Source organism: Leisingera sp. McT4-56, from assembly GCF_020514995.1.
In the GTDB taxonomy this organism is placed as follows: domain Bacteria; phylum Pseudomonadota; class Alphaproteobacteria; order Rhodobacterales; family Rhodobacteraceae; genus Leisingera; species Leisingera aquaemixtae_A.
Genome location: NZ_JAJALF010000014.1, coordinates 76,222 through 101,276, shown reverse-complemented (window position 1 = coordinate 101,276; position 25,055 = coordinate 76,222). Strand labels below are relative to the sequence as shown.

Annotated in this window: 21 protein-coding genes; 11 read left to right on the top strand and 10 right to left on the bottom strand. The window is 65.8% G+C overall.

Annotated elements, in window-relative coordinates; translation table 11 throughout:
• Positions 1–150: 150 nt before the first annotated feature.
• From dctP to LHL23_RS15620, 3 genes are read left to right on the top strand one after another with little or no spacing between them, the layout of a single operon-like run.
• Entirely contained in the window at positions 151–1,119 is a 969-nt protein-coding gene (gene dctP / locus LHL23_RS15630) for a TRAP transporter substrate-binding protein DctP (protein WP_226430581.1), read from the top strand.
• 40 nt (positions 1,120–1,159) lie between these two features.
• On the top strand, positions 1,160–1,660 hold the full coding sequence (locus LHL23_RS15625) for a TRAP transporter small permease (RefSeq protein WP_226430580.1): 501 nt from the start codon (positions 1,160–1,162) through the stop codon (positions 1,658–1,660).
• Positions 1,661–1,671: 11 nt separating this feature from the next.
• Complete coding sequence (locus LHL23_RS15620; protein WP_226430579.1) at positions 1,672–2,988, top strand: TRAP transporter large permease; 1,317 nt, start codon at positions 1,672–1,674, stop codon at positions 2,986–2,988.
• A gap of 136 nt (positions 2,989–3,124) precedes the next feature.
• Here LHL23_RS15620 and LHL23_RS15615 read toward each other — a convergent pair whose 3' ends face one another.
• The 6 genes from LHL23_RS15615 to LHL23_RS15590 form a co-directional block, all read right to left on the bottom strand.
• A complete protein-coding gene (locus tag LHL23_RS15615) occupies positions 3,125–3,814 on the bottom strand; it encodes an ABC transporter ATP-binding protein (protein WP_226430578.1) in 690 nt (229 codons plus the stop codon).
• Positions 3,811–4,566, bottom strand: a complete 756-nt coding sequence (locus tag LHL23_RS15610) for an ABC transporter ATP-binding protein (RefSeq protein ID WP_226430577.1) — start codon at positions 4,564–4,566, stop codon at positions 3,811–3,813. The genes LHL23_RS15615 and LHL23_RS15610 overlap by 4 nt, the downstream gene beginning before the upstream one ends.
• Positions 4,559–5,548 (bottom strand): branched-chain amino acid ABC transporter permease, encoded by a 990-nt coding sequence (locus LHL23_RS15605; RefSeq protein ID WP_413229479.1) that lies wholly within the window; start codon positions 5,546–5,548, stop codon positions 4,559–4,561. Before LHL23_RS15605 ends, LHL23_RS15610 begins: the two co-directional genes overlap by 8 nt.
• On the bottom strand, positions 5,545–6,465 hold the full coding sequence (locus tag LHL23_RS15600; RefSeq protein ID WP_226430576.1) for a branched-chain amino acid ABC transporter permease: 921 nt from the start codon (positions 6,463–6,465) through the stop codon (positions 5,545–5,547). The genes LHL23_RS15605 and LHL23_RS15600 overlap by 4 nt, the downstream gene beginning before the upstream one ends.
• Before the next feature lie 68 nt (positions 6,466–6,533).
• Complete coding sequence (locus LHL23_RS15595; RefSeq protein ID WP_226430575.1) at positions 6,534–7,670, bottom strand: ABC transporter substrate-binding protein; 1,137 nt, start codon at positions 7,668–7,670, stop codon at positions 6,534–6,536.
• A gap of 326 nt (positions 7,671–7,996) precedes the next feature.
• Positions 7,997–8,884, bottom strand: a complete 888-nt coding sequence (locus tag LHL23_RS15590) for a LysR family transcriptional regulator (RefSeq protein ID WP_226430574.1) — start codon at positions 8,882–8,884, stop codon at positions 7,997–7,999.
• Between the two features lie 141 nt (positions 8,885–9,025).
• On the opposite strand from LHL23_RS15590, the gene LHL23_RS15585 reads away from it, so the two are divergent.
• From LHL23_RS15585 to LHL23_RS15555, 7 genes are all read left to right on the top strand, one after another.
• Positions 9,026–9,646, top strand: a complete 621-nt coding sequence (locus LHL23_RS15585) for a glutathione S-transferase family protein (protein ID WP_226430573.1) — start codon at positions 9,026–9,028, stop codon at positions 9,644–9,646.
• A gap of 59 nt (positions 9,647–9,705) precedes the next feature.
• The gene (locus tag LHL23_RS15580) at positions 9,706–10,692 is read left to right on the top strand and encodes a pyridoxamine 5'-phosphate oxidase family protein (protein ID WP_226430572.1); all 987 of its coding nucleotides are present in this window, start codon (positions 9,706–9,708) and stop codon (positions 10,690–10,692) included.
• 138 nt (positions 10,693–10,830) lie between these two features.
• Positions 10,831–13,236 (top strand): GcvT family protein, encoded by a 2,406-nt coding sequence (locus LHL23_RS15575; RefSeq protein WP_226430571.1) that lies wholly within the window; start codon positions 10,831–10,833, stop codon positions 13,234–13,236.
• A gap of 4 nt (positions 13,237–13,240) precedes the next feature.
• Positions 13,241–14,797 carry a trimethylamine methyltransferase family protein gene (locus LHL23_RS15570; RefSeq protein ID WP_226430570.1) on the top strand — a complete coding sequence of 519 codons (1,557 nt, stop codon included), beginning with the start codon at positions 13,241–13,243 and terminating at the stop codon, positions 14,795–14,797.
• A gap of 1 nt (position 14,798) precedes the next feature.
• Positions 14,799–15,470: a TetR/AcrR family transcriptional regulator gene (locus LHL23_RS15565; RefSeq protein ID WP_226430569.1), complete on the top strand. Its 672-nt coding sequence runs from the start codon at positions 14,799–14,801 to the stop codon at positions 15,468–15,470.
• Positions 15,471–15,760: 290 nt separating this feature from the next.
• Positions 15,761–17,272, top strand: coding sequence for an FMN-binding glutamate synthase family protein (locus tag LHL23_RS15560; protein WP_226430568.1), 1,512 nt, complete (start codon positions 15,761–15,763; stop codon positions 17,270–17,272).
• Between the two features lie 29 nt (positions 17,273–17,301).
• Positions 17,302–18,963, top strand: coding sequence for an acetolactate synthase large subunit (locus LHL23_RS15555; protein ID WP_226430567.1), 1,662 nt, complete (start codon positions 17,302–17,304; stop codon positions 18,961–18,963).
• Between the two features lie 65 nt (positions 18,964–19,028).
• On the opposite strand, the gene LHL23_RS15550 is transcribed toward LHL23_RS15555, so the two are convergent.
• The 3 genes from LHL23_RS15550 to LHL23_RS15540 all read right to left on the bottom strand — a co-directional run bounded on the left by LHL23_RS15550 (position 19,029) and on the right by LHL23_RS15540 (position 22,848).
• A complete protein-coding gene (locus LHL23_RS15550; protein ID WP_226430566.1) occupies positions 19,029–19,925 on the bottom strand; it encodes a complex I NDUFA9 subunit family protein in 897 nt (298 codons plus the stop codon).
• 103 nt (positions 19,926–20,028) lie between these two features.
• A complete protein-coding gene (locus tag LHL23_RS15545; protein WP_222482178.1) occupies positions 20,029–20,235 on the bottom strand; it encodes a dodecin in 207 nt (68 codons plus the stop codon).
• A 147-nt stretch (positions 20,236–20,382) separates the two neighbouring features.
• The gene (locus LHL23_RS15540; RefSeq protein WP_226430565.1) at positions 20,383–22,848 is read right to left on the bottom strand and encodes a CoA transferase; all 2,466 of its coding nucleotides are present in this window, start codon (positions 22,846–22,848) and stop codon (positions 20,383–20,385) included.
• A 107-nt stretch (positions 22,849–22,955) separates the two neighbouring features.
• Between LHL23_RS15540 and LHL23_RS15535 the strand changes: the two genes are divergently transcribed.
• Complete coding sequence (locus LHL23_RS15535; protein WP_226430564.1) at positions 22,956–23,870, top strand: LysR substrate-binding domain-containing protein; 915 nt, start codon at positions 22,956–22,958, stop codon at positions 23,868–23,870.
• A gap of 72 nt (positions 23,871–23,942) precedes the next feature.
• On the opposite strand, the gene LHL23_RS15530 is transcribed toward LHL23_RS15535, so the two are convergent.
• Positions 23,943–24,932: a GlxA family transcriptional regulator gene (locus LHL23_RS15530; RefSeq protein ID WP_226430563.1), complete on the bottom strand. Its 990-nt coding sequence runs from the start codon at positions 24,930–24,932 to the stop codon at positions 23,943–23,945.
• Positions 24,933–25,055: the final 123 nt, after the last annotated feature.

Sequence of the window (25,055 nt, the reverse complement as noted above, 5' to 3'; positions counted from 1 at the left end):
TATGCGTTTGCATATAAACTTACTTGAAGCCTAAAACTTCGTGCTTGAAGGTAAACCGACCTGAACCTAGGCTTTTTCTCAGGTGTCCGGAAAAACAAGGGACTGCAAACCACCCGGTCCGGACGCCGCCACACATCCAGGGAGAACGACATGACCATTCGCACGATTGCCGCCGCCGCCCTTCTGGGGGCCGCCACGCTCGCCGCCGCTTCAGCCCAGGCCGGGGAGGTCACGCTGAAGGCGGTGACCGCCTTTGCCACCGGGACAACTTTTTCCCGCGATTTCGAGGCTTTCGTTGACTGGGTGAACGAAAACGGCGTAGGCGTCGTGCAGATCGACCTGCTCGGCGGGCCTGAAGCTGTGCCGCCCTTTGAACTGGGCAATGCGGTGCAGGCGGGGATCGTGGACATCGCCAACAACACCACTGCCTACTATCCGAACCTGCTGCCCGCAGGCGATGCGCTGCACCTGGCGCAGAACACCATTCAGGACCAGCGCGCCAATGGCTGCTACGAGTTGATCGACCAGGTCCACCAGGACCAGATGGGTGTCAAATACCTCGCCCGCGTCGGCGATCACATGAATTATCATCTATATCTGACGAAGCCGCTGGAGGGGCCGGATCTGAGTGGCCTGACCATCCGCACCACACCGGTCTACCGCGCCATGTTCGAAAAACTGGGCGCCACGCTGGTGCGCACGGCGCCGGGCGAAGTCTATACCGCGCTGGAGCGCGGCGCGATCGACGGCTACGGCTGGCCCAGCCAGGGGGTGCTGGACCTCGGCTGGCACGAGCAAACCGCCTACCGCGTTGACCCGGGCTTCTATCAGGTCGACGTGAACTTCCTGGTAAACCTCGACAGCTGGAACGGGCTCAGCGGCGACCAGCGCGCCCTGCTGGAGAAAGGCGCCGCCTGGATCGAGGCCCAGAACGCCGAAAACATCGCCCGCAACCAGGCCGAGGCCAAAGCCCAGGCCGAGGCCGGGATCAAGACCATCACACTGGACGGCGAGAACGGCAAACTGTGGAGCGCCACCGCGCAAACCGAAGGCTGGGGCGAAGTGATGAAGACAGACCCGCAGCTTGGCGAAAAGCTGCAGGCCTGCCTGCTGAAGTGATGGAACCGGGGCGGCCCGGCGCCGCCCCGCATTTCTGCCCATGAACCGTTTTGACCGCAGTTTCGGCGCACTGCTCACCGGCCTGGCCGTGCTCAGCGCAGCCATCCTCGCCGCCATTACCCTGGTGATCCCGCTCAATGTTCTGATGCGCAACCTCGGCCTGCCGGTGATCTACGGCGCGCTCGACGCCATTGAATACGGGCTGTTGGCGGCGGCCTTCCTCGGCGCCCCCTGGGTGCTGCGCCTGAATGCCCATGTGCAGGTGGACCTGATCACCCAGGGGCTGCCGCCGCGCGCCCGCCGCCGGGTTGCCCTGGCGGCCTGCCTTTTGGGCGCCGCCACCTGCGCTGCCCTCGGATGGGCCGGCGCGCAGGCGCTGATGCAATCCCTTGCCCGCGGATCCATGGTGCGCACCGCCTTCACCTTCCCGGAATGGTGGACCCTTACCGTGCTGCCGCTGTCGATGGCGCTGTGCACGTTTGAATTTCTGCTCAGGATTTTCCGCCCCGCCGCGGATGATGCGCCGCTCACCGGCCTTTGAAAGGACCGCCCATGGACTGGATTCTCACCCTTTCGCTGATGCTCGGCGGCCTGGCGGCGCTGCTGCTGATCGGCCTGCCGGTGGCCTTTGCCTTCATCACCATCACCATGATCGGCGCCTATGAGGTGCTGGGCGGCGACCGCGGCCTGCTGCAGCTGGCACGCAACGCAACCCAGTCGGTGGCCAATTTCCAGATGGCGCCGATCCCCCTGTTCATCCTGATGGGGGAAATCCTGTTCCAGACCGGCATCGCCCACCGCGCCATCGACGCGATCGAGCGGGTGGTCACGCGGGTGCCCGGGCGGCTTTCGGTGGTCACCGTGTTCGGCGGCACCATCTTTGCCGCCTTGTCCGGATCGACCATCGCCAATACCGCCATGCTGGGATCCACCTTGATGCCCGGGATGCTGCAGCGGGGTTATCACCCAACCATGGCGATGGGGCCGATCATGGCTTCGGGCGCCATCGCCATGCTGATCCCGCCGTCAGCGCTGGCGGTGCTGGTCGGCAGTCTTGCCGGGATTTCCATTGCAGGCCTGCTGGTGGCAGGCGTCATGCCCGCGCTGCTGCTGGCGGCGGCCTTTGTGATCTATATCGTGGCCCGCAGCCTGCTTGACCCCAAGGCCGCGCCGCCCGACGATCTGCCGCAAATGACCGTGGGGGAACGCTGGCGCCCCTTCTTGATCTATGTGGCGCCGCTGTCGGTGCTGTTCGCGGTGGTGATCGGCAGCCTGTTGCTGGGCTTTGCCACCCCAACCGAATCCGCGGCGCTCGGCTGCCTGGCCGCGCTTGGCACCGGAGCGGCCTACCGTTCACTGTCACTGGACAAGATCGGCAAGGCGCTGATGGAAACCGTGAAGCTGTCGGTGATGATCCTGTTCATCATGGCCGCCAGCCAGACCTTTGCCCAGGTGCTGTCCTTCAGCGGCGCCACCAACGGGCTGATCAAGGCGATCAACGCGGTGGACCCGACCCCCACCATGGTGCTGGCCGGCATGATCGTGATCCTGCTGCTGCTCGGCTGCTTCGTCGATCAGGTCTCGATGCTGATGGTAACGGTGCCGGTGTTTGTGCCGCTGGCGGCACAGATGGGGATCAACGAGCTGGTGCTGGGCGTGGTCTATCTGCTGACCATGGAGATCGGCCTGCTGACCCCGCCCTTCGGGCTTTTGCTCTTTGTGATGCGCGGGGTCGCCCCCGAGGGCATCGGGATGAAGCACATCTATGCAGCGGTCACCCCTTTCCTGCTGATCAAGCTGGCGGTGCTGGTGCTGGTTGTCTGGCAGCCCGCCGTGGGCACCTGGCTGCCGGGGCTGATGGCGAAATGAGCGTCCGCCCGCAGGCCGGGACGCTTGTCATGCCAGCAGGCAGGCATTGTGCCGGCCTGCGGCTTAAGTCAGCTCATCATCGCCGCAGCGCCAGATCATGCATCTCCCGCCAGGCTTGGCAGGCTGCAGCCGCGACCTAGACCCCAAGGAACCGGTCCGCGACTTCCGCAGGCAACTCTGCAATCCGGCCCTCCCAGGCATTGCTGCCCTTGTTCAGGATCACCGCGCGGTCGGCGATGGCCGAAAGCTCCTTCAGCGATTTGTCGACCACCAGGATCGACAGCCCCGCCTCGCGTTTCAGCCGGGCAATCGCTGCCCAGATTTCCTGCCGCACCACCGGCGCCAGCCCCTCGGTCGCCTCGTCCAGAATGAGCAGCCGCGGGTTGGTCATCAGAGCGCGGCCGATGGTCAGCATCTGCTGCTCGCCGCCCGACAGCGACCCGGCGGCCTGCGTCCGGCGCTCTTCCAGCCGGGGGAACAGTTCTGCCACCTTGGCCATGTCCCAAGGGCCGGGGCGGGCCGCGGCGATCAGGTTTTCCTCTACCGTCAGCGGCGCAAAGCAGCGCCGCCCCTCGGGCACCAGACCGACCCCCAGCCGCGCGATCTTGTGCGACGGCAGCTGGCGCAGGTCGTGGCCGTCGAACCGCAACTCCCCCTTGGAGGCCGCCAGCATCCCGCAGATCGTCTTGATGGTGGTGGATTTGCCCATGCCGTTGCGGCCCATCAGCGCCACCACCTCGCCCTCGCCGATCTCCAGGCTGACGCCGAACAGCGCTTGCGCCGGTCCGTACGACGCCTCAACCCCTTGCAATGACAGCAGGCTCATGCGGCGTCCTCCTCTCCCAGATAGGCGCGGCGCACCTCGGCGTTGGCGCGGATGTCATCCGCGGTGCCGGTGGCAATGATCTGGCCGTAGACCAGCACGCTGATCCGGTCCGCCAGGGCAAAGACCGCGTCCATGTCGTGTTCCACCAGCAGGATCGGCGCCTCTTGCCGAAGCCCGTCGAGGAAACCGGTCAGCGCCTTGGACCCGGCAGTGCCAAGCCCCGCCATCGGCTCATCCATCAGGAACAGCTTCGGCTTCAGCGTCAGCGCCACCGCCACCTCCAGCTGGCGGCGCTGGCCGTGCGACAGATCCGCGGTGCGGCGGTTTGCGTCCTGTGTCAGGCCGACCCGCTCCAATGCGGTGCGGGCGGTCTCCAGCAACTCCGCGTCCTTCATCACGTTGCGGAAAAAATGGAACGGGCGGCCCCGCCCGCCAAGCGCCCCCAGCACCGCGTTCTGCAGCACCGTGTATTCCATCGCCAGCGCAGAAATCTGGAACGTCCGCCCCAGCCCCATCCGGGCCCGTGCCACCGTGTCCAGCGCGGTCACATCCTGCCCCAGCAGCTCCACCGTGCCGCTGTCCGGCACCAGGTTGCCTGCAATCTGCTTGATCAGGGTGGACTTGCCCGCGCCATTGGGACCGATCAGCGCGTGGATTTCACCGGACCGCAGGTCCAGCGAGACGTCGCGGCTTGCCTGCAATGCGCCAAAGCTCTTGTTCAGGGCTTGTGTTTTCAGGACCACATCAGCCATGCGCCTTCTCCCGTCCTGCAATGGCCCCGATCAGCCCGCCGCGGGCAAACAGCACGATGAGCAGCAGCAGCACGCCAAGGAAGATCTGCCAGTAATCGCTGATGCCGCCCAGAAGATGCTCCAGCAGGATATAAAGCGCGGCACCCGCCACGGGCCCGTAAAGCCGCCCCACCCCGCCGAGGATCACAAAGATCATGATCTCGCCGCTGGTGTGCCAGCTAAGCATGGTCGGGCTGACGAACCGGTTCAGATCGGCAAACAGGGCCCCCGCCAGCCCGGTGATGGCACCGGAAATCACAAAGGCCGTCAGCCGCAGGGTAAATGGCGTAAGACCTACCGCCTGCACCCGGTCCTCATTCTGCCGCGCCGCCGCCAGTGCCAGCCCGAAGGGTGAGCGCGCCAGCCGCGCCGCGAAAACCAGCGCCAGGCAGAGGATGACATAGGCAATGGCAAAGAATTGGATCGGATCCAGCGTGTTGAGGCCGGGGAATTCATTCCGCACCCAGATCGACAGCCCGTCCTCGCCGCCATAAGCGCTCCAGCTGATCGCGAAGTAATACAGCATCTGCCCGAACGCCAAGGTGATCATGATGAAATAGACGCCGGAAGTGCGTAAGCTCAGCGCGCCGATTACCAGCGCCGCAAGCGCGCTGAAAACAACTGCCACCAGCCAGATCAGCGGCATCTGGTTGCTGCCCTCAAACAGGAACGGCCATTCGAACAGCGGCTCATAGTTCTGGGCGTGGGCGGCCAGGATGCCCATGGCATAGCCGCCGATCCCAAAAAACGCCGCATGGCCCAGGCTGATCAGCCCGCCAAGGCCGAGGGCGATGTTCAGCCCCACCCCGGCCAGCGCCAGGATCGCCGCCTTGGTCGCCAGCGTGATGATAAAAGGCTCGTCCAGGCTCCAGGCCGCCAGCGGCACGATCAGCAGCGCCGCAATCATCGCCCAGTTGAGAAGGCTTTCACGGGTCAGCATCATGCGCTCCCTCCATACAGGCCAGAGGGGCGCACCAAGAGGATTGCCGCCATCAGAATGTAGATCAGCATCGAGGCCAGCGACGCCCCGGCAGAGGCCGCGCTGGCCGGGTCCATGAAAACTGCAAACAGCTGCGGCAGGAACACACCGCCCAGCGTGTCGGTCATCCCCACCAGAAGCGCACCCGCCAAGGCGCCCTTGATGGAACCGATGCCGCCAATGACAATCACCACAAAGGCCAGGATCAGCACCGGCTCGCCCATGCCGACCTGCACCGACTGGATCGCGCCGACCAGCGCGCCGGCCAGCCCGGCCAGCGCCGCGCCAAGGGCAAAGACCAGCGTGTAGAGCTTGGAAATATCAACGCCAAGCGCGGCAATCATCTCGCGGTCGGCTTCGCCCGCGCGGATCTGGATGCCGATGCGGGTGCGGGCAATCAGCAGGAACAGCCCGGCGGCGATTGCCAATCCGATCAGGATGATGGTCAGCCGGTACAGCGGGTATTCGATGCCGCCCGGCAGGCTCACCGGCCCCGACAGATAAGACGGCACATCCAGAAACAGCGGGAAGGAGCCGAACAGCCAGCGGGTGCCTTCGGAAAAAATCAGGATCAGCGCAAAGGTCGCCAGCACCTGGTCCAGGTGGTCGCGCCGGTAGAGGCGCCGGATCACCACCAGCTCCATCAGCGCGCCCGCGGCGGCAGCGGCGGCCAGGCTTGCGATCAGCGCCAGCAGGAACGATCCGGTCCAGCCCGCCACTGCGGCAGCTGCAAAGGCGCCCACCATATAGAGCGAGCCGTGGGCCAAGTTGATCAGCCCCATCACCCCGAACACCAGCGTCAGGCCAGCCGCCATCAGGAACAGCATGATGCCAAGCTGCAGCCCGTTCAGGATCTGCTCCAGAACTAGAATATACGTCATTTGATTTTCCGAAGGGGAAGTCTTGCCGTGTGCGGGGGCGCCTCAGACGCCCCCGCCCGAGTCAGGTCTTACATCTTGCACTCGCCCGCATAGGCGTCGGCGTGATCGCTCAGCCCGGTGGCGATGATTTTGTTGGTGAAGACGTCGCCTTCCTTGATCACTTCACGGACATAGATGTCCTGGATCGGGTGGTGGTTGTCACCGAATTTGAAATCGCCGCGGACCGATGCGAACTCTGCCGCTTTCAGCGCCGCGCGGAAGGCATCCGCGTCCGAAGCCTCAGACTTGTCCAGCGCGCTCAGGATCAGGTTGGCGGTGTCGAACCCCTGGCTTGCATACAGCGACGGCAGGCGGCCGTATTTCTCCTGGAAAGAGGCGACAAAGGCTGCGTTGGCCTCATTGTCGATGTCCTTGTTCCACTGCGAGGTGTTCTTCACCCCCAGCGCGGCGTCGCCCACCGCCTGCAGGATGCCCTGGTCAAACGAGAACGCAGGACCAACCACCGGCAGGTCCACGCCGCTGCCCGCATATTGCTTGAGGAAGGAAATCCCCATGCCGCCGGGCAGGAAGAAATAGACCGAGTCGGCACCCGAGGCGCGGATCTGCGCGATTTCGGCGGCATAGTCGGTCTGACCCAGCTTGGTGTAGATCTCACCGGCAAGCTCGCCGCCGTACATCCGCTTGTAGCCAGTCAGCGCGTCCTTGCCCGCCGGGTAGTTCGGCGCCAGGATGAAGCTGTTCTTCAGCCCAGCCTCGTTGGCATAGGCGCCCGCGGCCTCATGCAGGTTGTCGTTCTGCCAGGCGACGTTGAAATAATTCGGATGGCAGCGCTTGCCGGCCAGGGCCGAGGGGCCGGCGTTCGGGGACAGGTAGAACACGCCCTGCGCGGTTGCCGCAGGCACCACCGCCATTGCCAGGTTCGACCAGATGATGCCGGTCAGGATGTCCACCTTCTCGGACTGGATCATCCGGTCGGCGATCTGCACCGCAACGTCCGGTTTGCGCTGATCGTCCTCGATCACCACCTCGACACCCTCGCGGCCGTCCTGTTCGATCGCCAGCATGAAGCCGTCGCGCACATCCACGCCCAGCCCCGCGCCGCCGCCGGACAGGGTGGTGATCATGCCGATCTTGGTGTCGGCCTGGGCCGCAGCCGCCAGCGCCGGAACCGCCGCTGCCATGGCGAGCATCCGAATGGTCTTCATTACGTCTTTCCTCCCAGAATAGGCCCCGGCCCGAAGCCGGGGTTCTTGATCAAATGCTTGCGACTTTAACGCCGCCCCGGCAGAAGCCAAGACCCGCCGCAGCCCGCATCTCCCCGGCTGATCTCGCGCCAGCCCTCAGGACAAGCCTACGCAGGCTTGAACATATATTTCAAGCATAAAATAAATAGGGCAATATTGTTGCCCCAATTGGGCCTGCGCCTTTCCAGCGGCGGCATGCAAGGATGCGAGGGGCCGGCCCCTCGCGCTCCCCGGAGTATTTGGGGAAAGATGAAACAGCGCCTTGACCCCCTGCCTGCGGCACCGGGTCAGCCCGGCCCGAAACAGCCCGCCATATGGCCGATCAGCGCCCTGATCCGCGCCGTCAGATGACGGCTGGACGGATAGACGGCATACAGCGTCGTGGGATCGGTTTCCTGTTTTTCGAAAAGCACTTGCAGCCTGCCGTCGCGCAGAAACGGCAGCGCGGTGTAATGCGGGCAGCGGGCGATGCCGAGGCCGCTGGCGGCCATATGCGCCACCGCCCGGGGCGAGTTGGCCCGGAAGCTGCCGCCGACGGATACCGTCCTCAGCGCACCGCCCTTGCCAAAGGCCCAGGCGTCCGGCTGCGGCGATGTCATCTGCAGCAGGCAGTTGTGGGTGGCCAGCGCCTCCGGCTCCGCCGGTTCGCCCTGTGCCGCCAGATAGCCTGGCGAGGCCACCACCACCAGCCGCATATCGCAGAGCTTGCGGGCGACCAGCGTCGAATCCTTCAAGGCGCCGAACCGGACCGCCAGATCAACCCCCTCCTCCAGCATCGGCAGGTGGCGGTCGGACAGCACCAGCTCCACCTCCACCTTGGGGTGCGCCTGCTGAAAGGGCTGCAGCGCCTCCACCAGTTCGCGGCTGCCGAAACCGGTGGGCGCAGTGATGCGGATGGGGCCAGCCAGCTCCTGCTGGCGCAGCTGCACCACGTCCTCCAGCTCGTCGAACTGGTCCAAGAGCGGCAGGCAGCGCTCCAGATAGGCGCGGCCGGTATCGGTCAGCGTCACCTTGCGGGTGGTGCGGTTCAAGAGCTGCGCGCCCAGCTGCTCCTCCAGCCGGGCGACATATTTGCTGGCCAGCTTAGTGCTGATCCCCAGCTGCCGGGCGCCGGAGGTAAAGGAGCTTTGCGCCGCCACGGCGGCAAAGGCGCGCATGCAGTCCAGCTTGTCCATCCCAGGGCCTCCGGCATCAGTTATGAACAAAATGTACATAATCATTCCATGAATTGGAATATTATCGCCATGTTCGGCACGGTGTATCTACCGGGTGTCTTCAGAAAACAGCGGCCCCTGCCGCAGCAAAGGACCCCAGACATGGCACATCAGATCCGCATCCACAGCTTCCCCCTCTCCGGCCACGCCCACCGGGTGGAGCTGTTCGCCAGCCTCACCGGCATCGCCCATGAGGTGGTGAACGTCGACCTCGCCGCCGGTGAGCACAAACAGCCGCCCTTCCTGGCGCTGAACCCCGCAGGCCAGGTGCCGGTGATAGAGGACGGCGAAGCAGTGATCAGCGATTCCAATGCCATCCTGGTTTACCTGGCCCGCAAATACGCGCCGTCCTGGCTGCCGTCCGACCCGGTTCTTGAGGCCGAGGTGCAGAAGTTTCTGACCCTGGCGGCCGGCGAGATCGCCTTCGGCCCGGCCGCGGCACGGCTGATCAACGTCTTCAACGCGCCGCTGGACGCAGAGTTTTGCGCCACCGTCGCGGCACGCGTGCTGGGCAAGATCGACGCCCACATGGAGGGCCGCCGTTTCCTGGTCGGCGACGCCCCCACCGTCGCCGACGTGGCCGCCTATTCCTACATCGCCCACGCGCCGGAGGGCGGCATCTCGCTGGAGCCTTACCCCAACGTCCGCGCCCTGCTGGCGAATATCGAAGCCTTGAAGGGCTTCAAGCCGATGCCCGCCACCAAGGTCGGCCTCGCAGCCTGATCCCGCAGGCGGCGGTCCACCGGGCCGCCGCCGCATCGCTCCAGCTAAAGGAGGCTCCAATGCCCCATGACCCAGAAGGCCCCTCGCCCTTCCACGCAGGCGAACAGGAAATGCAGCGCCGCGCGGGCAAGCGCGACATGGCAGAGACCCTGGGCCGCCGGATGATCCGCCCCTTCATGCCTGAGGAGCACCGGGAATTCTTCGCCCAGCTGCCGTTCCTGGCCGCTGGTGCCGTGGACGCGGACGGCTGGCCCTGGGCCAGCCTGCTCAGCGGCCCGCCCGGCTTTGCCGTCTCGCCCGACCCGGAGCACCTGCAGATAGCGCTGAACAGAACGCCCGGGGATCCGGTCCATGCCGCCATCCGCGAGGGCGCACCGCTGGGTCTCCTGGGGATCGAGCTGCACAGCCGCCGCCGCAACCGGCTGAACGGGCGGGTCGCTGCAGCAGGCCGCGATGGCTTCACCCTGCGGGTGGACCAGTCCTTTGGCAATTGCCCGCAGTATATCCAGGAGCGCGATCTGATCCCCGCCGATGACGTGCCCGCCGCGCCCCCGCAGACCTTTGCAGACCTGCCGCCGGAGCACAGCGCGCGGATCGCACAGGCCGATACCTTCTTTGTTGCCAGCCACATCCCCGCCGCCGCGGACCCGGAACGCGAAGGCGTCGATGTCTCCCACCGCGGCGGGCGGCCCGGCTTTGTCCGGGTGGCGGGTAAGACCCTCACCATCCCGGATTTTCGCGGCAACAACCACTTCAACACGCTGGGAAATTTCCTGCTGAACCCGCGCGCGGGCCTGGCCTTCCCGGACTTCGAAAGCGGCAGCCTTCTGCTGCTGACCGGCACGGTGGAGCTGCTGGAGGAGGACCACCCGGACCTGGCAGGCTTTGACGGCGCGCAGCGCGGCTGGCAGGTCAGCCTGCGCAAGGGCCTGTGGCTGGAATCCGCCCTGCCCTGGCGCACCGGCCCCGGCGCGTTTGCCCCGCAAACCCTGCGCACGGGCACCTGGGCAGAAGCCGAGGCCCGCGCCGCAGCACCCGGCTCGTAACGCAGCCCGCGGCAAGCTCTCGCAAATTTATCTGGACAAGACTGTCCAGGATCGCCGATGAATTGGACAGAAATGTCCAAAGCGAAGATTCGGGGCTGCTCCCCGAAAGTTCCGCAGCGGCAGACAGGGAGCAAAGCCATGAAGTCGCACTATCGTGCCGTTGTTATCGGGGGCGGCGTTGTCGGCGCCTCCGTCCTCTATCACCTGGCGAAATTCGGCTGGACCGATGTCTGCCTGATCGAACGCTCGGTGCTGACAGCAGGGTCCAGCTGGCACGCGGCAGGCGGCTTCCACGCACTGAACGCCGACCCCAACATCGCCTCGCTGCAGGCCTATACCATCGACCTCCTGTCCGAGATCGAACAGGAATCCGGCCAGTCCGTCGGCATGCATATGACCGGCGGCATGACGCTGGCGGGCACCCCGGACCGCTGGGAATGGCTGCAATCGGCCTACCGCACCTTCCAGTCGATCGGCATCGACGACTGCCGCCTGATCACCCCGCAGGAGGCAGGAGAGCTCTGCCCGATCATGTCCACCGAGGGCATCCTCGGCGGCATGTGGGCCGACCGCGAGGGTTATGTCGACACCACCGGCACCGTGCACGCCTATGCCGGAGCGGCAAAGAAACGCGGCGCCGAGGTGATCGAGCACAACCGGGTGTTAGAACTGCACCAGGTGGAGGGCGGCTGGCAGGTCGTGACCGAGAAGGGCACCATCCATGCCGAACATGTGGTCAATGCCGCGGGCCTCTGGGCCAAGCAGGTGGGCCGGATGGCAGGCGTAGAACTGCCGGTTTCGCCGCTCAACCACCACTACCTGATTTCTGACACCATCCCCGCGCTGGAACAGCTGGATTTCGAGGTGCCGATGACCGTGGACCTCGAAGGCTTCACCTACATGCGGCAGGACCAGAAGGGCATTCTGCTCGGCATCTACGAGATTGACCACCAGCACTGGATGATGGACGGCGCCCCCTGGGAATACGGGTTCGAGCTGCAGCAGGAAGACCCCGACCGGATTGAGCGCGAACTGACACTGGGGTTCGAACGCTACCCGGCACTGCAAACCACCGGCGTCAAGACCTGGGTCAACGGCGCCTTCACCTTTGCCCCGGACGGCAACCCGCTGGTCGGCCCGGTGCGCGGCAAGCCCGGCTACTGGTGCGCCTGCGGCGTGATGGCGGGTTTCCTGCAGGGCGGCGGCGTCGGCAAATCGCTGGCCGAATGGATGATCCACGGCGAGCCGGAGGCGGATGTCTTTGGCATGGATGTCGCGCGTTTCGGCGACTACGCCCAGAACAAGCGGTTCATCAAGGAAACCACCGGCCAATTCTACACCCGCCGCTTCGTGATGACCTACCCGAACGAGCAGCTGCCCGCAGGCCGTCCGCTGAAAAAGGCACCCGCCTATGACGGCATGACAGCCGCTGGCTGCCGCTGGGGCGCCAGTTACGGGCTGGAGATCCCGCTCTATTTCGCCCCGTCGGAAGACTTCACCGAAACCCCGACCCTGAAACGCTCCAACGCCTTTGAAATCGTCGCAGAGGAATGCAAGGCAGTGCGCGAGGCGGTGGGATTGCTGGATATCTCCGCCTTCTCACGGTTTGAGGTCACGGGCGCCGGCGCCGAGGCCTGGCTCGACCGTATCCTGGCCTCGAAACTGCCGAAACCGGGCCGCGCCAAGCTGGCGCCGATGCTGTCGCCTGAGGGCCGTCTCAAGGGCGACCTCACGGTCTTTAACTGGGGGGACGGCACCTGGTGGATCATGGGCAGCTACTATCTGCGCGAATGGCACATGCGCTGGTTCCAGGACCACATGGGCGAGGACGTCGGGGTGCGCGACGTGACCGATGCGATAACCGGCTTCAGCCTCTCCGGCCCGAACAGCCGCAAGGTGCTGGAAAAGCTGACGGACGGCCCCATCGCAGACCTGCCCTTCATGGGCTGCGGCACCTTCGACATCGGCATGCTGCGCCTCAAGGCGGGGCGCCTCTCGGTTGCGGGTGAGCTGGGCTTTGAACTCCATTGCTCAGCCGCCGAGCACATCACGCTGCGCGAAACCCTGCTGGAGGCCGGTGCGGACCTCGGCATCCGCGAGGTCGGCTTCAACGCGCTGCTGAGCCTGCGGCTGGAAAAAAGCTTTGGCATCTGGAGCGCTGAATTCACCCAAGGCTACACCGCAGCGCAAACCGGCATGGACCGCTGGATCGACTGGGACAAGGATTTCATCGGCCGCGCTGCCGCGCTCAAGGAACGCGGCGCGGGCGGCCCGGCGCAGGTTATTGCGACCTTGGAAGTGGACGCCGCGGACGCCGATGCCAGCGGTTACGAACCGGTCTGGCAGGGCGAAACCCGCGTCGGCTTTGTCACCTCCGGCGGCTATGGCCACACCACGGGCAAGTCGCTGGCGCTGGCAATGGTGGACCGTGCGGCAGCTGCGGAAGGCACGGAACTGACGGTTCATATTGTCGGGCAGGAGCGTGCCGCGCGGGTGATCGCAGCTTCCCCCTACGACCCATCCGGCAAAGCGATGAGAGGTTAAGGCCATGACCATCGAAAACGACAGCGCCGCCCGCGGACGCCGGCGGCGGGGGCGCGGGGGCGAAACCGCCCCGGCCCCGCAGCGCATCACAAACTACCGCCAGCTGAAAAACCCCTTCCCGCTGATGGAGGTCTTCCCGGCGCATCAGATCGCGGACATGCATGAAACCGCTCTGAAGATGCTTGAGGAACTGGGCATGAAGGTGCTGCTCCCCGAGGCACGCCGGCTCTTTGCCAAGGGCGGTGCGCGCGTCGATGAAGACAGCGAAATGGTCTATATCGGCCGTGACATGGTGGAGGCGGCGCTGGCCTCTGCCCCCCGCTCGATCACCTGCCGGGCGGGCAGCCGTGAGCGCGACATCACGCTGGAGCTGGGCAGCCTGGTGTTCCAGGCGGGTGCAGGCGCGCCAAATGCCACCGATCTGGAACGCGGCCGCCGCCCCGGCTCAGCCCGGGATTATTTGGAATATCTGCAGCTCACCCACCATTTTGACGTCTTCCACATGATCTCCCCCCAGGTGGAGCCGCAGGACGTCCCCATCCATCTGCGCCACTATTTCACCACCGAAGCGCAGATGACCCGGACCGACAAGTTCCCCTTCATCTTCTCGCGCGGCACGCCGCAGGTGATGGACTGCTTCGAGATGATCCGCGACTTCCGCGGGTTGTCTGACGCGGAATTCCGGTCTGAGCCGCGCTGCTACACCATCATCAACACCAACAGCCCGCGCACGCTGGACATTCCGATGGCGCAGGGGCTGATCGACTTTGCCCGCCACGGGCAGGTCTCGATCATCACGCCGTTCACCCTGATGGGGGCAATGGCGCCGATCACCGTCGCGGGCGCCATCACCCTCAGCCACGCGGAGGTGCTGGCCGCCCTCACTCTCACCCAGCTGGCCAATCCCGGCGCGCCAGTGTGCTACGGCACCTTCACCTCCAACGTGGACATGAAGTCCGGCGCACCAGCCTTCGGCACGCCCGCGCATTTCCAGGCTTCGCTGGCCGCAGGCCAGCTGGCGCGGCACCTCGGGCTGCCCTGGCGCTCTGCAGCAGGGTCTGCGTCAAATTGCAATGACGTGCAGGCGGCCAATGAAAACCAGATGGGCCTCTGGGGCTGCCTGATGGCCGGCGCCACCGTGATCATCCACTCGGCCGGCTGGCTGGAGGGCGGGCTTTCGGTCTCCTATGAGAAACTGATCACCGACGCCGAAGTGCTGAACATGATTGCCGAACTTTGCGCAGGCGCCCAGGCCGGCACGGACGAAATCGGCTATGCAACCGCGCTGACACAGGTGGAGCCGCAGGGGCATTTCTTTGCCGCCCCCCAGACCATGGACCGTTACAGCACGGAATTCTATGAGCCTGTGGTGCATGACTACGCCAATTTCGGCACTTGGACAGAACGCGGTGCATTGGACGCCAGCCAGCGTGCCACCCGGGTCTGGCAGGAGATCCTGGCCCGTGATAACCGGCCCGCAACGGATGAAACCCGCGCTGAAGCGCTTAGACGATTCATTGCCAAGCGCACCGCAGAAGGCGGCGCCCCGCCGGAGAGCTGACATGGCCAGACGCGCCGCCCCGGTGCTGCACCGGGACAACCCCGACAAGGAACCCCTCAGCGGCCATGTGAAGGTCACGCCGGAGGACTGGCTGAACGTGGCCCGCGACCTTCTGGTCAGCGAAGGGGTGGCCGGGGTCAAGGTGCTGGCGATCGGCGAACGGCTCGGTGTTTCGCGCTCCAGCTTCTACTGGTACTTCAAAAGCCGCAAACACCTGCTGGAGGCGCTGCTGGACGATTGGGAGGCGCGCAACACGGCGCCCATTCTTGACCATTGCAACCTGCCCGCCGCCAATATCTCTTGGGCGGTCTGCAACTTCTTCCGCTGCTTTGTCGACCCGGACCTGTTTGATGCCAGCCTTGATTTCGCGGTCCGCGAATGGTCGCGCCGCGACGGCAAGGTGCGCAACCGGATCGACGCGGCGGATGCGCAGCGGCTTGCGGCGGTGACGGCCATGTATGAGCGCCACGGCTACTCCGCCTATGAAGCAGAGGCCCGCGCCCGGATTCTCTATTTCATGCAGTGCGGCTACCACGCGCTGGAAGTGCGCGAGCCGATGCAGGCCCGCACCGCCCGGCTGGAGGGATACCTGCTGGGCTTCACCGGGGTTGAGCCGGACCCGGAGGCAGTGGCCGCCGCCCGCGCCTTTGCGCAAGGAAAGATGCCCCGCTGACAGCAAGCGCATTTCCGCGCCGACCGCATCCGCATCGGCTTGCGGCTCTTGCCTGACTGCGCCTCAGGCTGGACAACTTTCCCCGCCTTGCCGCAGTATCCCCGGCAGGGCCGCGCCGGGCGGAACCTTTGCGGGCTGCTGCACGTTGCCACTGGACAGCAGTCCGCCCGCGCCCGCGGCTCCCACGGTTGTGACCGCTCCGTGACTGCGAATCCCGCCGCAATGGCGCAGTCTTCAGGAGCAGAAGCCAGGCCCGCACGCGGCCCGGCCCCAAAGGAGCGAAGGAACCCATGTCCCAGCTATCCAGCACCGTCCTGGCGCTGCTCGAGATCCTGTCCTACACCTTCATCTTTGCCATCGGCGCGGGCCTGCTGCTGGTTGTTGCGCTCTACATCCGCGACAAGACCCAGACCGCCAGCACCCTGCGCCGCAACTACCCGGTGATCGCCCGCTTCCGCTATCTGTTCGAGCATCTGGGCGAATTCTTCCGGCAGTATTTCTTTGCGCTGGACCGCGAAGAGATGCCGTTCAACCGCGCCGAACGCTCCTGGGTCTACCGGGCGGCCAAGAATGCGGACTCCACCGTCGCCTTCGGCTCCACCCGCGATCTGCGCCCGGCCGGAACCGTCTATTTTGCCAACGCCCCGTTCCCGGAGCTGGAGCACGCCGTAACCCCGCCCGCCGCGGTCACCATCGGCCCCTATGCGCACCAGCCCTATACCACCTCATCTGCCTTCAACATCTCCGGCATGAGCTTCGGCGCCATCTCCGTTCCGGCTGTGCGGGCGCTGTCGCATGGCGCCAAGAAGGCCGGGATCTGGCTCAACACCGGCGAAGGCGGCCTGTCGCCCTACCACCTGGAAGGCGGCGCCGACATCGTGTTCCAGATCGGCACCGGCAAATTCGGCGTGCGCAAGCCGGAGGGCGGCTTTGACGAGGACAAGCTGCGCGCAGTGGCGGCGCATGAAACCGTGCGCATGTTCGAACTGAAGCTCAGCCAGGGCGCCAAGCCCGGCAAGGGCGGCATCCTGCCCGGCGCCAAGGTGACAGAGGAAATCGCCGCCATCCGCGGCCTGACGCCGGGCAAGGACGCGATCAGCCCCAACCGCCACCCGGAAGCCGCCACCGTGGGCGAGCTGCTCGATCTGATCGCCTATGTGCGCGGGGTGACGGGCAAGCCGGTGGGGTTCAAGGCGGTGCTCGGCGCCTATGGCTTCCTCGAGGGCCTGTGCCAGGAGATCCTGGTGCGCGGAGCAGAAAGCGCGCCGGATTTCATCACCATCGACAGCGCCGACGGCGGCACCGGCGCCGCCCCGATGAGCCTGATCGACAACATGGGAATGCCGCTGCGCGAAAGCCTGCCGCTGGCGGTGGATGTCCTCACCCGCTATGGCCTGCGCGACCGCATCAAGGTCTGCGCCAGCGGCAAGCTGATCAACCCGTCCGAGGTCGCCTGGGCGTTCTGTGCCGGGGCCGATTTCGTTGTCTCCGCCCGCGGCTTCATGTTCGCGCTCGGCTGCATCCAGGCGCTGCAGTGCAACAAGAACACCTGCCCCACCGGCATCACCACCCACGACCCCAAGCTGCAATTCGGCCTCGACCCCTTCAGCAAGGCCGACCGTGTCGCCGCTTATGCCAAGAACATGGTCAAGGAGATCACCACTATCGCGCACAGCTGCGGCGTGGCTGAGCCGCGGCTGCTGAAACGCTACCACGCGCGCATCGTGCTGGACACGGGGCGGTCGGTCTCGATGGCGGAGCTGTTCCCGGAACAGGCGGCCCAGCAGTACGCCGCGCAATGACCCCCGACCCGAACCTGACAGGAGCCCCCATGCCAGACTCTGCACGCCCCGCCAAAGCCTCCGATCTTCTTGTCGCCGCGCTGGAGGCCGAAGGCGTCGAATATGTCTTTGGCGTTCCGGGCGAGGAGAACCTCGATCTGCTGGAATCGCTGCGCACCTCGAACATCCAGCTGGTGCTGACCCGCCACGAACAGGGCGCCGGTTTCATGGCGGCGACCTATGGCCGCCTCACCGGTAAACCGGGCGTCTGCATGGCCACCCTCGGCCCCGGCGCCACTAACCTGGCGACACCCGCGGCCTATGCCCACCTGGGGGCGATGCCGCTGATCATGATCACCGGGCAAAAACCGATCAAGAAATCGAAACAGGGCCGGTTCCAGATCATCGACGTGGTCAACCTCTTTGATCCGGTCTGCAAGATGTCCCGCCAGATCGTGCACGGCAACACCATCCCCGCCCTGATCCGCGAGGCTTTCCGCGTGGCAGAGGAGGAACGCCCCGGCGCGGTGCTGCTGGAGCTGCCGGAGGACATTGCGGCAGAGGAGACCGATGCCGCTGTCATTCCTCCCCACCCGCGCCATTACGCGGTGCCGGACGAAACCGTGCTGGCGGAAGCCGCAGAGATGATCCGCGCCGCCAAAATGCCGCTGGTACTGGTCGGCGCCGGGGCCAACCGCCGCAAGGCGCGCTCGGCGCTGAGTGATTTCATCGAACAGGTCCGGATTCCCTTCTTCAACACCCAGATGGGCAAGGGCGTGATCGACGAAAGCTCCGGCCTGTTCCTGGGCACCGCGGCGCTGTCGGACGGCGATTACCTGCACTGCGCCATCGAACGCGCCGACCTGATCATCAACGTGGGCCACGACGTGGTGGAAAAACCGCCCTTCTTCATGACCGAGGGCGGCACCAAGGTGATCCATGTGAACTACAAGGCGGCGCAGGTCGACCAGGTCTATTTCCCGCAGGTGGAGGTGGTCGGCGATCTGGCCCAGACCATCATCCGGCTGGGGCAGATCCTCGGCGGGCCGCTGGACTTCGACCGCAGCTTTTTCGTGCGCATGAAGGCGGAGACCGACACGCACATCGCCGAGCGGGCAGATGATCCGCGCTTCCCTGTGATCCCGCAGCGGCTGGTCGCGGACACCCGCAAGGTGATGGATGACTGCGATATCATCGCGCTCGACAATGGCATCTACAAGCTCTGGTACGCCCGCAACTACAAGGCCTTTCACCCCAACACCGTGCTTCTGGACAACGCGCTGGCGACGATGGGCGCGGGCCTGCCCTCGGCGATGATGGCGGCGCAGCTGAACCCGGGCCGCCGGGTGATGGCGATCTGCGGCGACGGCGGCTTCATGATGAACAGCCAGGAACTGGAAACCGCGGTGCGGCTGGGCCTCAACCTGGTGGTCACGGTGCTGAACGACAGCGCTTACGGCATGATCCGCTGGAAACAGGCGCATGTCGGCTTTGCCGACTGGGGACTGGAGTTCAACAACCCGGATTTCGTGCAATACGCCGCCAGCTACGGCGCCACCGGCCACCGCATAACCCGCACTGAGGACCTGGCGCCAACGTTTGAAAAAGCCTTTGCCGCGGGCGGCGTGCATCTGGTCGACGTGCCGGTCGACTACAGCGAAAACCAGCGGGTGCTGATTGATGAGCTGGCCGCCAAGACCTGCCTGATCTGACCCCGCCGCAGGCTGCGGCCGGTGCACAGGGGGTGCACGGGGGGTGTACGTATGCTGTCCCGTGCCTACAGCAGGCCCATCGCAACCGCAGACTGCGGCGTGATCCCGAGATCATTGAACCCCGCCATCCCCTCGCCCGCGGTATTGTCCTGCCGCATCAGCGCAACCTGCGCCGGGGTGAGCGGCGGGCGCGGCAGCGGCGCCAGCAGCGCCGCCGCAATCCGCCACAGAACAAAGGGCACCGGCAGCAGCAGGCGGCGGCGGCCGCTGCGGGCCGCCAGCCGCTGCAGGATTTCGCGGTAGGTGAAGACGTCCGGCCCGCCCAGCTCGAACACCTTGCGCTGCGCGCGGGGGCCGTCCAGCACACGGGCCACCGCCTCAGCCACGTCGCAGGCCCAGACCGGCTGCAGGCGGGTGCGGCCGGTGCCGAACAGGGGGATCACCGGCAGATGCTCAACAATCTTCTGCAGATCCCCGAAAAAGGCGCCGTCACGGCTGAACATGACGCTGGGGCGCAGGATCACCGCATCAGGGCAGGCGCTGCGCACCGCCACCTCGCCTTCGGCACGGGCCCGCACATAGGCAGAGGGCGAATGCAGGCTGGCGCCGATCCCGGAGATATGCACCAGCCGCTGGCCGGGGGTCTGCTGCACCAGCCGGGCAATCCTGCGGGCGCCCGCCAGATGCACGTCCTGAAAGCTCTGCTGCCGGGTCTCGGTGTAGAACCCGATGCAGTTTATCACCCATCCGTTGCCGTTCAGGGCGCGGGCCATGACGCTCTGGTCCGCCAGGTCCAGCGCCACCTGCGCCACCCCCGGCTCCCACTCCGTTGGGGCTGCGGCCCCGGGCGTGCGGGTGCCGGCGCTGACGCTGCACCCAAGCCGCTGCAGCCGCCGCACCACCCGGCGGCCGAGAAATCCCGTGCCGCCCAGCACAATCACACGCCGGGAACTGTTCTGCATCTGGCCGCGCTCCCCTTCCGGGTCTGCGCCACCAGATAGCACGCCTTCCCCGCTGCGCCACTTGCAGCGGGACCGTCAGCGCCCTGCCGGTCAGCTTAGCCGGTCAGTCCAGCCGGAACCCGATCTTGAGCCCGACCTGGTAATGCGCAACCTTGCCGTCCTCGACATGGCCGCGGATCTCGCCGACCTCGAACCAGCCGATGTGCTCGATAGTCTTGGACGCCCGGGCAATCGCCCCGCTGATGGCATCCTCGATGCTGGACTGCGAGCTGCCCACCACATCCACCGTCTTGTAAACCGCGTCACTCATAACACACCTCCTCACACTGCGGGGTCTGTCACGTTAACCGCTTTGGACCAGGAAACCTACAGAATCCGTATCCTGGCCGCGCCGCACAGCAACACCGGCCTTTCAGGACAGCGGTCCCGCCGGCAGCCATGCGATGGGTCGAACTGGTTATTCGGGCAGATATTTCTCCGACCAGCTATCACCTGCCGCACCGCTTGCGGCCATTGCCGCGGCCTCCGCTTCGGAGTACCCGAGCCGTTCCAGGATGGCCCTGGTGTGCTGGCCGTATTTCGGCATTGGGCCCGGAATGGCAATCCGGCCTGCCTGCGGGCGCACGGCATTGGGGGCCACCAGATCGCACCACCGGCCCATCGGGTGCCGGTCATGGCGGATCACGCGGAAAGTGGCCTGGTTCAGGTCGATACCGCCCTGGCTTTCCAGCTGCAGCGCCGCATCGCGGGTTTCATGCAGCGACGACAGCGGCACCGCGGCAGCGGAGGTTCCGGCAAAAGCCGCCCGCCAGTGCGACAGCGGCTGGGCGGCGAAGCGTGCCTGCAAGGCATCGTGCAGCTGGTCCTCCGGCAGCTCTGCCAGGTCCGCCAGCTCCGGCACCCGCGCCAGCGCCGCACCGCGCTCGGTGGGGGCTGCAAAGAAGAACCAGCCGCCGGCGGCCTGATAGCAATGGTAGAACGGCCCCCATCCCAAGGCTTCGCGCCCCGAAGGTTCGTCAAAGGGCGCCCTGCCCTTAAAATCATACATGAACTGCGACTGGATCAAGTTGCCGGCCGCCGCAAGCGAGGCGCGCGCCACCCCGCCCTTGCCGGTGTCCTCCAGCCGCAGCAGCGCGCCGCCGAGCGCCACGCAGGCGCAGAAGCCGGTCAGCACGTCGATGGTTCCGAAATGCGCGTGCTCCTCGGGTGTTTCCATGCCGCCGCCAAAGCGCAGCATCACACCAGTCGCCGCCTGCGCCAGATCGTCATAGCCCAGGTGGCCGGATTTCGGCCCCCGCATCGGGCCGCCGAAGGCATCGAGCTGCACCAGGATCAGGCGCGGATTGATCTCTGCCAGCCGCTCCGGCGACAGCCCCAGCCGGTCGCGCTGCTGATCGGTGCCGTTCATGGTGATGACGTCAGCTTCGGCAATCAGCCGGGCCAGCGCCTCCTGCCCCTCGTCGCTGCGCAGGTTCAACAGGATGCTCTCCTTGCCGCGCTGCGCGTGGATGCCGAAGACAACCGTGTTCCAGGGGTCCACCGAGGGCTCCACCGGCTGCACCAGCGTCACCTTTGCACCGAAGCGCGCCAGGGTCGAGCCGATGGTCGGCCCGGCAATCACATTGGTCAGGTCCAAGACCTTGAGCCCGTCGAGCCAGCCCTTGCCCGCCCGCCCGCTGGCACCGCCGCGTTCCGGTTCCGCCAGCAGCGCCGCCAGATCCGCCTCCACCGCACTGGATTTCCGTACCGCGCCCGCGTCGCCGGACAGCCAGGCGACATTGCCCATCTGATGCATGATCCCGTGTTTGCTATCCTCCACTTGAAGGATCAGCCCGGACGCCAGCGCGTGCGGGTCGTGCAGCCACTCCGAGGTGAAACGCTGCGCGGTCGCGGGCGCCTTGGCGGCGCCGAACAAATCCTCCCACTCATGCGCTGGCTTGGTCAGAAAGGCGGCCTTCATTGCCGAGGACACCCGCTCCCGGTCGGAAGCCCCGACCGGGTAGTTGCGCATCGACCATTCGGCGGGCCAGTCTTTGGTGTCCAGATAGGCAGAGAAATCCGGCAGCCCGTCTGCCAGCTCCTTCAGCCCCAGTGTCTCCAGCACCCGCCGCGGATGGGTGGCGACAGAGCCGCTCACCACATAGAACCCGCGCCCATCGGCGCAGGTATAGGTGCGGTAGAAGGGATCGAGGAATTCGGACAGCTCCTCGAACCGCAGGTTCATCGGCAGTCCTTGCGCTTGGCGCCGGTCCAGCTCCACCTCGCGCGGGGACTTGTAGCGCTCCGGGTAATCCTCAATCTGCTCGCAGTTATAGACCAGCCCTTCCAGCAGCGCGGCGGCCAGCGGCACCTCGATATGATCGCCGCCGTTTTCGCGGCGGGCATTCAGCGCAAACAGCACCGACATGGCGCCAAAGCTGGCGCCATAGGCCGACGCCAGGGCCAGCGGCGAGAACGACGGGTTGATGCCCATCAGGCGGCGGTTCAGCCCCATGTCGGTGAACTGGCCGGTATAGGCGGCAATCACCGCCTCCCAGGCGGGCAGGCCTGCCAGTTCCGCGTCAGTGGAGGCAAAGCCGGGCAGCGACAGATAGACCAGCTGGGCGTTGGCAGCCCGCAGCACATCCGGCCCCAGGCCCAGGCGGTCCATCACCCCGGGGCGGAAGTTTTCGATCACCACATCGGCGCGTCTGGCAAGCGCGATGGCAGTGGCGCGGCCAGCTTCCGATTTCAGGTCCAGCTCCAGCGTCTGCTTGCCGCGTGACAGCATGTCAAAGGCCGGTCCGTCTAGGCCGGTGCCGCCGGGCCGGGTGATACGGATCACCTCTGCCCCCATGTCGGCCAGCATCATGCCGGTCAGCGGGCCGGCCAGATAGTGGCCGAAGTCGAGGACGCGGATGTGGGAAAGGGGGCGCTGCGGCATTGCGGGGGAACCTGTCTGTTGCAATCAAATCCTGGTTCGCCCCAGGTTATCTTTGCGCCGCGCAATATCCACTGGCCAAAAATGCATGGTCTCCCTAACATTTTTCTATGGAACGCTCGATACGCCCCACCGCCGGGTCGCTGAATTCCCTGCTGGTTCTGGAAGTGGCCGTGCGCCACGCCAGCCTGTCGCGCGCGGCCATTGAACTGGGGCTGAGCCAGCCTGCAGTCTCGCGCCATATCGCCACGCTGGAGGACCGGCTGCGGCAGCCATTGTTTGAGCGCAACAACAACCGGATCACCCCCACCGCCAATGCAACCCGGCTGGCGGATGCGGTGGCGCTGGGGCTGGGCCATGTGGACCAGGCCTGGAGCGAGGTCCTGGCAGCGCCGGAAACGGATGAGGTGACGCTCGCGTGCACCTTCGGCTTTGCCGACCAATGGCTGATGCCGCGGCATTCGGATCTGCGGGCCAGCCTGGGCGGCACAAGGGTCCGGGTGGTGACCACCGACCAGCTGGGGGATATCGACCTTTCGCGCCTGGATGCGGCGGTGGTCTGGGATCCATCGCGGATGCCCGAGCGCCCGTATTTCCCGCTGATCCCGGCGGAGACCTTTCCGGTTTGCACCCCTGGCTTTCTGGCAGATCACCCGGAGGCAGCTGACGGCCTTTCCGCTCTGCCGCCGGAGTCTTTCCTGCACTTCGACACCGGCAGCTCCGGTTTTCTGACCTGGCCGGGCTGGTTCGAGCAGGCCGGGCTGCCGCTGCCGCGCTTTGGCAAGGCGCCGGAATTTGATGCCTATCCGTTCCTTCTGCAGGCGGTTCTGGACGGCGAGGGCATAGCGCTCGGCTGGCTTGGACTGGTCGATCAGCTGCTGGAGAATGGCCGCCTGGTCCGTGCGGGCCCCAGCGTTTTCAGCCGCGAAACCGCCTATTATGTACAGCATCGGCCGGTCCTGGACGAAACCGGTGCGCTGGCGCGTCTGCTGGCCTGGTTCCAGGCCCAAGCGCCTCACCGCTGATGATACGCGGAACGAACAATGCCCATGCCAGGCGCTGCCGCGCCGGGGTGGCGGCGTCAATGGCTCCTGCCCCTAGGATCTGCCGCCTTTGCCCTGTGCGGCACGGTCCCACGGTTTTTCCTGCCCCCGCGCCTCGCGGATGGTCCTGCCGTAATGCCCGCTGAACGACCGCCCGAGTGAGGAAGCAGAGGAAAACCCGCACCGGAGGGCAATCTGCTCCAGGCTCAGATGGGTCTCTTCCGACAGGTAGCGGGCGTGCTGGAGCCGCAGCATCTTGTAGTATTTGCCCGGCGTCATGCCCAGTTCACGCTGGAACGCGCGGGCCAGCGTGCGTTCGGACAGCGACACCCGTTTGGCCAGCGCCGCCGTGCTCATCGGGGTTTCGATGGTTTCGGCCATCAGGTTCGCCGCCTTCAGGATCTTGGGCGAGCCCTTCTGCTCCAGCCGCGCGGCGCCGCGGTTCAGCTCCGACTGGCGCGACGGGTCGTAGACAAACATGGTCGAGGCGCCAAAGGCCGCGGCGGATCCGTAAAGATCCTGAATGAGGCTCAGCATCATGTCGAGCGCGGTGCTGGCGCCGCCGCAGGTGAGGAACGCGCCGGACCGGACAAACCGCGCTGTGGAAACCTCGACCTTGGGAAAGGTCTCGGCAAAGGCCTCCAGCTCCTGCCAGTGGATCGTCGCGGTATGGCCGTCCAGAACCCCTGCCGCGGCCAGCAGCCAGGCAGCAGTATCAAGTGCCAGCACCAGCTCTGCCCGACGCACTGCGCCGCGCAGCCGCGCCAGCAGCGCGGGCGTCACCTGCCCGCGCACATGATAACCTGCAACCAGCACCAGGGTGCGGTTGTCCCCGCCGTCGTCGAATGCCCCGTCAGGGGTGATCTGCAGGCCGCTGGAACTGGTGACCGGCGCGCCATCAAGGGTGCTGACCCGCCAGCCGGCAATCTCCTGGCCGGAGTTCATCCGCACGTCGCGCAGCGGCTCCATGGCGCTGGCCAGCACCATGTTGGAAAACCCGTCGAACAGCAGGAATTCGAATATCGGCGGCGGTTTTGACGGCATCTGTATAGTATTTGACCGAAACTGTATAAACGTTACGTCATTTCCTGCGCTAATCACGCTGCAAGTCAAGTCTCTTGACCCGATCCGAACCGACGCGCAGACGACCTCTAAGCCCGCTCTCTA

Coding starts and splice junctions, on each gene's coding strand:
- LHL23_RS15535 (WP_226430564.1), top strand. CDS start 22,956: ATGGAACGCTCGATACGCCCCACCGCCGGGTCGCTGAATTCCCTGCTG.
- LHL23_RS15600 (WP_226430576.1), bottom strand. CDS start 6,465: ATGACGTATATTCTAGTTCTGGAGCAGATCCTGAACGGGCTGCAGCTT.
- LHL23_RS15580 (WP_226430572.1), top strand. CDS start 9,706: ATGCCCCATGACCCAGAAGGCCCCTCGCCCTTCCACGCAGGCGAACAG.
- LHL23_RS15530 (WP_226430563.1), bottom strand. CDS start 24,932: ATGCCGTCAAAACCGCCGCCGATATTCGAATTCCTGCTGTTCGACGGG.
- LHL23_RS15545 (WP_222482178.1), bottom strand. CDS start 20,235: ATGAGTGACGCGGTTTACAAGACGGTGGATGTGGTGGGCAGCTCGCAG.
- LHL23_RS15540 (WP_226430565.1), bottom strand. CDS start 22,848: ATGCCGCAGCGCCCCCTTTCCCACATCCGCGTCCTCGACTTCGGCCAC.
- dctP (WP_226430581.1), top strand. CDS start 151: ATGACCATTCGCACGATTGCCGCCGCCGCCCTTCTGGGGGCCGCCACG.
- LHL23_RS15590 (WP_226430574.1), bottom strand. CDS start 8,884: ATGGACAAGCTGGACTGCATGCGCGCCTTTGCCGCCGTGGCGGCGCAA.
- LHL23_RS15575 (WP_226430571.1), top strand. CDS start 10,831: ATGAAGTCGCACTATCGTGCCGTTGTTATCGGGGGCGGCGTTGTCGGC.
- LHL23_RS15550 (WP_226430566.1), bottom strand. CDS start 19,925: ATGCAGAACAGTTCCCGGCGTGTGATTGTGCTGGGCGGCACGGGATTT.
- LHL23_RS15620 (WP_226430579.1), top strand. CDS start 1,672: ATGGACTGGATTCTCACCCTTTCGCTGATGCTCGGCGGCCTGGCGGCG.
- LHL23_RS15610 (WP_226430577.1), bottom strand. CDS start 4,566: ATGGCTGATGTGGTCCTGAAAACACAAGCCCTGAACAAGAGCTTTGGC.
- LHL23_RS15625 (WP_226430580.1), top strand. CDS start 1,160: ATGAACCGTTTTGACCGCAGTTTCGGCGCACTGCTCACCGGCCTGGCC.
- LHL23_RS15595 (WP_226430575.1), bottom strand. CDS start 7,670: ATGAAGACCATTCGGATGCTCGCCATGGCAGCGGCGGTTCCGGCGCTG.
- LHL23_RS15560 (WP_226430568.1), top strand. CDS start 15,761: ATGTCCCAGCTATCCAGCACCGTCCTGGCGCTGCTCGAGATCCTGTCC.
- LHL23_RS15570 (WP_226430570.1), top strand. CDS start 13,241: ATGACCATCGAAAACGACAGCGCCGCCCGCGGACGCCGGCGGCGGGGG.
- LHL23_RS15605 (WP_413229479.1), bottom strand. CDS start 5,548: ATGATGCTGACCCGTGAAAGCCTTCTCAACTGGGCGATGATTGCGGCG.
- LHL23_RS15585 (WP_226430573.1), top strand. CDS start 9,026: ATGGCACATCAGATCCGCATCCACAGCTTCCCCCTCTCCGGCCACGCC.
- LHL23_RS15615 (WP_226430578.1), bottom strand. CDS start 3,814: ATGAGCCTGCTGTCATTGCAAGGGGTTGAGGCGTCGTACGGACCGGCG.
- LHL23_RS15555 (WP_226430567.1), top strand. CDS start 17,302: ATGCCAGACTCTGCACGCCCCGCCAAAGCCTCCGATCTTCTTGTCGCC.
- LHL23_RS15565 (WP_226430569.1), top strand. CDS start 14,799: ATGGCCAGACGCGCCGCCCCGGTGCTGCACCGGGACAACCCCGACAAG.